Here is a 4752-nt window from a genome sequence, read left to right on the forward strand (position 1 = left end):
CAAGCCTCTTGACGTCATCACGATTGGCCGCTCGTCCGTGGACCTGTATGGGGTGCAGGTGGGCGGCCGGCTGGAGGACATGGGGTCGTTCGGCAAGTACATCGGGGGCAGCCCGACCAACATGGCGGCGGGCACGGCGCGTCTGGGGCTGCGCTCGGCGCTCATCACGCGGGTGGGCGACGAGCACATGGGGCGCTTCGTGCGCGAGGAGCTGGCGCGCGAGGGGGTGGACGTGCGGGGCGTGGCAACCGACCCCGAGCGGTTGACGGCCTTGGTGATCCTGGGCATCCGCGACCGCGAGTCCTTCCCCTTGATCTTCTACCGCGCCGACTGCGCCGACATGGCGCTGTGCGAGGACGACATCGATCCGTCCTTCATCGCCGAGGCGCGCTCGGTGGTCGCGACGGGGACGCATCTGTCGCACCCGCGCACCGAGGCCGCCGTCCTCAAGGCGCTGCGGCTCGCCCGCGAGGCCGGCGCTCGATGCGCGCTCGACATCGACTACCGTCCGAACCTGTGGGGGCTGGCGGGCCACGGCGCGGGCGAGAGCCGCTTCATCGAGTCGGCCGCCGTCACCGCCAAGCTGCAGGCGCACCTGCCCCTCTTCGACCTGATCGTGGGCACGGAGGAGGAGTTCCACATCGCGGGCGGCACCACCGACACGGTGGCGGCCTTGCGCGCCGTGCGCGCCGTCTCGGCCGCGACCCTGGTGTGCAAGCGGGGCGCGGCCGGCGCGGTGGCCTTCACCGGCGCCATTCCCGACGCCCTGGACGACGGCGAGACGGGGCCGGGCTTCCCCATCGAGGTGTTCAACGTGCTGGGCGCGGGCGACGGCTTCATGTCGGGGCTCCTGAAGGGCTGGCTCGACGACGCGCCCTGGCCGGTGGCGCTCCGGTATGCCAACGCCTGCGGCGCGCTTGCCGTCTCGCGCCACGGCTGCACGCCCGCCTATCCGTCGCTGGAGGAGCTGGAGTTCTTCCTCGCGCGCGGCGTCCAGCGCCCCGACCTGCGCCACGACGCGGCGCTGGAGCAGATCCACTGGTCCACCAACCGCCACGGGCTTTGGGACACCATGCGCGTCTTCGCCTTCGACCACCGCAGCCAGCTGGAGGAGATGGCGGGCGCCACGCCCGAGCGGATCGGCGCCTTCAAGCTCCTGTGCCTGCAGGCCGCGCAGGCGGTGGCGGGCGGGCAGGGGGGCTTTGGCATCCTGTGCGACAACCGCCTGGGCCGCGACGCGCTGCACGCGGCCGCCGGAACGGGGCTCTGGATCGGCCGGCCCGTGGAGTGGCCCGGCTCCCGCCCGCTGGCGCTGGAGCCCGAGCTCGGCCCCGACGTCGGCGGCCTCTCCGAATGGCCCTTGGAGCACGTGGTCAAGGTTCTGTGCTTCTGCCACCCCGACGACGACGCGCGGATGTGGGCCGAGCAGGAGGCCACGCTCACCCGCCTCTTCGCGAGCGCCCGACGCAACCGGCTCGAGGTGCTCCTGGAGGTGATCCCCTCCAGGGTCGGCCCCGTGGATGACACGACCACCGCCCGCATCATCGAGCGCGTCTACGCCCTCGGCCTCCATCCCGACTGGTGGAAGGTCGAGCCCTTCAAGACGGAAGGGGCGTGGCAGGCCGCCTGCGACGCCATCCTGGCCCACGACCCGCATGTGCGCGGCGTCGTCGTCCTCGGCCTCGACGCCCCCGCCGCCGAGCTGGCCCAGAGCTTCGCGCTCGCCGCCCGCCAGCCGCTGGTGAAGGGCTTCGCGGTGGGGCGCACGATCTTCGGGTCGGTGGCGCGGGCCTGGATGACGGGCGAGCTGGGCGACGCGGACGCCGTCGAGGAGATGCGCCGGCGCTTCGCGGGGCTGTGCGCGGTCTGGGACGCGGCACGACGGGAGGCCCGGTCCGGGGCCCCCGAGGAGGCGGGGCGGATGACCCCGCAGGAGGCATGAGCATGGCAGGACCGATGGGGCAGGACACCGTGAGGCTGACGGCGGCGCAGGCGATGATGCGCTGGCTGTCGGTGCAGATGACGGAAGGTGGCGAGCGCTTCATCGAGGGCTGCTGGGCCATCTTCGGGCACGGCAACGTGGCGGGGATCGGCGAGGCGCTGCACGGCATCGGCGAGGCGCTGCCCACCTGGCGGGGCCAGAACGAGCAGACCATGGCGCACGCGGCCATCGCCTACGCCAAGCAGAAGCGCCGCCGCCGCGCGATGGCCGTGACCTCCTCCATCGGGCCGGGCGCGCTCAACATGGTCACGGCCGCGGCGCTGGCGCACGTCAACCGCCTGCCGGTGCTCCTGATCCCCGGCGACGTCTTCGCCAGCCGCCGCCCCGACCCGGTGCTCCAGCAGGTGGAGGACTTCGAGGACGGCACGATCTCGGCCAACGACTGCTTCCGGCCCGTGGTGCGCTACTTCGACCGCATCGCCCGGCCCGAGCACCTGCTGACCGCGCTGCCGCGCGCGATGCAGGTGATGACCGACCCGGCCGCCTGCGGGCCCGTGTGCCTGGCCTTCTGCCAGGACGTGCAGGCCGAGGCCTGGGACTGGCCGGAGGCGTTCTTCACGCCCAAGGTCTGGCGCATCCGCCGGCCCGAGCCCGACCCGCGCGAGCTGGCCGAGGTGGCGCAGGCGCTGCGCGCCGCCCGCCGACCCGTGATCGTCGCGGGCGGGGGCGTGCTCTACTCGGGGGCCGAGGCCGAGCTTCTGGCCTTCGCCGAGGCGCACGCCATCCCCGTGGTCGAGACGCAGGCCGGCAAGGGCGCGCTCGACTGGCGGGTGCCGCTGAACTTCGGCTCGCCGGGCGTGACGGGCAGCGACTGCGCCAACCGTCTCTGCGCCGAGGCCGACCTGATCCTGGGCGTGGGCACGCGCTTCCAGGACTTCACCACCGGCTCCTGGACGGCCTTCGCCCACCCCGGCCGCCGGCTCGTGTCGATCAACCTCGCGGGCTACGACGCCCAGAAGCACGGGGCTCTGCCCCTTGTGGCGGACGCCAAGGTCGCGCTGGAGCGTCTGTCAACTGCCCTGTCGGGGCACCGCTTCGCCGACCCGGACGTCGCTTCGCGCGAGGCCTGGTTCGCGGCCACGGACGCCGTGACGGCCGCCCCCCAAGGGGAGGGCCCCAACCACCTGCCCTCCGACGCGCAGGTGATCGGCGCGGTGCAGCGGCACGCGGGAGCGGACACGGTGGTGATGTGCGCCGCCGGCACCATGCCGGGCGCGCTCCAGATCCTGTGGCGGTCCGCTCCGAACGGCTACCACATGGAGTACGGCTTCTCCTGCATGGGCTACGAGGTGGCGGGCGCGCTGGGGATCGCGCTGGCCGAGCCCCAAAGGGAGGTGATCTGCTTCGTGGGCGACGGCAGCTACATGATGGCCAACTCCGAGCTGGCCACGGCCGTCATGATGGAGGTGCCCTTCACCGTGGTGCTGACCGACAACCGCGGCTACGGCTGCATCAACCGCCTCCAGCAGGAGTGCGGGGGGGCCGAGTTCAACAACATGTACAAGGACTCCAACATCGAGGTGCAGCCCGCCATCGACTTCGTGGCGCACGCGGCGTCCATGGGGGCGACGGCCGTCAAGGCCGCCGACCTCGCGGGCCTGGAGGCCGAGCTCGCCGCCGCGCGCGGCCGCAAAGGTCCGAGCGTGATCGTGATCGACACCGAGGCGCTGACCGGGGCCGGCATCGGTGGCGCCTGGTGGGACGTGGCGGTGCCCGCCGTGGGCGCCACGCCCCGCCTGCGCGCCGCGCGCGAGGCCTACGAGGCCTCCGCCGCGCGCCAACGCTTCGACTGAGGCGCCGCCGATCGGGGGCGCCACCGATCGGGGGCGCTCCGCGTCCCCGGCCCGGAACGCAGCACGATCGCCCGAGGCGGCAGGCAAGCCGGCTCGGGCCATCCCAAGGAGAGATGATGGCGAAGCTCCTGATCCACCCCGCCGGCGAGACCGGCAAGGTCCACGACGTGACGCCCGCCTCCGCCGGCTGGGGCTACGTGGGCTTCGGCCTCCACCGCCTGCGCGCGGGCGAGACGGCCCGCGAGGCCACCGGCGGCACCGAGGTCATCCTCGTCCTCGTCGAGGGCAAGGCGCACATCCGAGGCGCGGGCCGGGACTGGGGCGAGATGGGCGAGCGCCTGGACGTGTTCGAGAAGACGCCCCCGCATTGCCTCTACCTCCCGAACGGGACCGAATGGGAGGCCACTGCCACCACCCCCTGCACGCTCGCCGTCTGCGCGGCGCCGGGGAAGGGCCGCCACCCCGCCCAGCGCCTCGGCCCCGAGGGGATCGAGCTGACGCCACGGGGTCAGGGCACCAACACCCGCCACGTCAACAACATCGCCATGGAGGCGCGCGACGTGGCCGACGCGCTCCTGGTGACGGAGGTCTTCACCCCCGCGGGGCACTGGTCCTCCTACCCCTCCCACCGCCACGACGAGGACGACTTCCCCCGCATGACCTACCTGGAGGAGACCTACTACATGCGGCTGAACCCGCCCCAGGGCTTCGGGATCCAGCGCGTCTACACCGAGGACGGCGCCCTCGACGAGACCATGACGGTCCGCAACCACGACGTCACCCTCGTCCCCAGAGGCCACCACCCCTGCGCCGCCCCCTACGGCTACGAGCTCTACTACCTCAACGTCATGGCCGGACCCCGCCGCCAGTGGCGCTTCCAGAACGACCCCGATCACGACTGGATCGCAAAGCGCGACGCAGGGTGAGGACCGCCGGGCTCTCCCTGCGGGCCACCCG

3 protein-coding genes are annotated in these 4752 nt (G+C 73.1%); all 3 read left to right on the forward strand.

Annotated features, from left to right (window positions below; all coding sequences use genetic code 11):
- On the forward strand, positions 1-1942 hold a 1942-nt coding region (locus J2Z33_RS17895), incomplete at its 5' end, for a bifunctional 5-dehydro-2-deoxygluconokinase/5-dehydro-2-deoxyphosphogluconate aldolase (protein WP_245218976.1).
- A 2-nt stretch (positions 1943-1944) separates the two neighbouring features.
- Complete coding sequence (iolD, locus tag J2Z33_RS17900; RefSeq protein ID WP_209843590.1) at positions 1945-3795, forward strand: 3D-(3,5/4)-trihydroxycyclohexane-1,2-dione acylhydrolase (decyclizing); 1851 nt, start codon at positions 1945-1947, stop codon at positions 3793-3795.
- Positions 3796-3911: 116 nt separating this feature from the next.
- Complete coding sequence (gene iolB / locus J2Z33_RS17905) at positions 3912-4721, forward strand: 5-deoxy-glucuronate isomerase (RefSeq protein WP_209843593.1); 810 nt, start codon at positions 3912-3914, stop codon at positions 4719-4721.
- Positions 4722-4752: the final 31 nt, after the last annotated feature.

Source organism: Rubellimicrobium aerolatum (genome assembly GCF_017872975.1).
Lineage (GTDB): Bacteria > Pseudomonadota > Alphaproteobacteria > Rhodobacterales > Rhodobacteraceae > Rubellimicrobium > Rubellimicrobium aerolatum.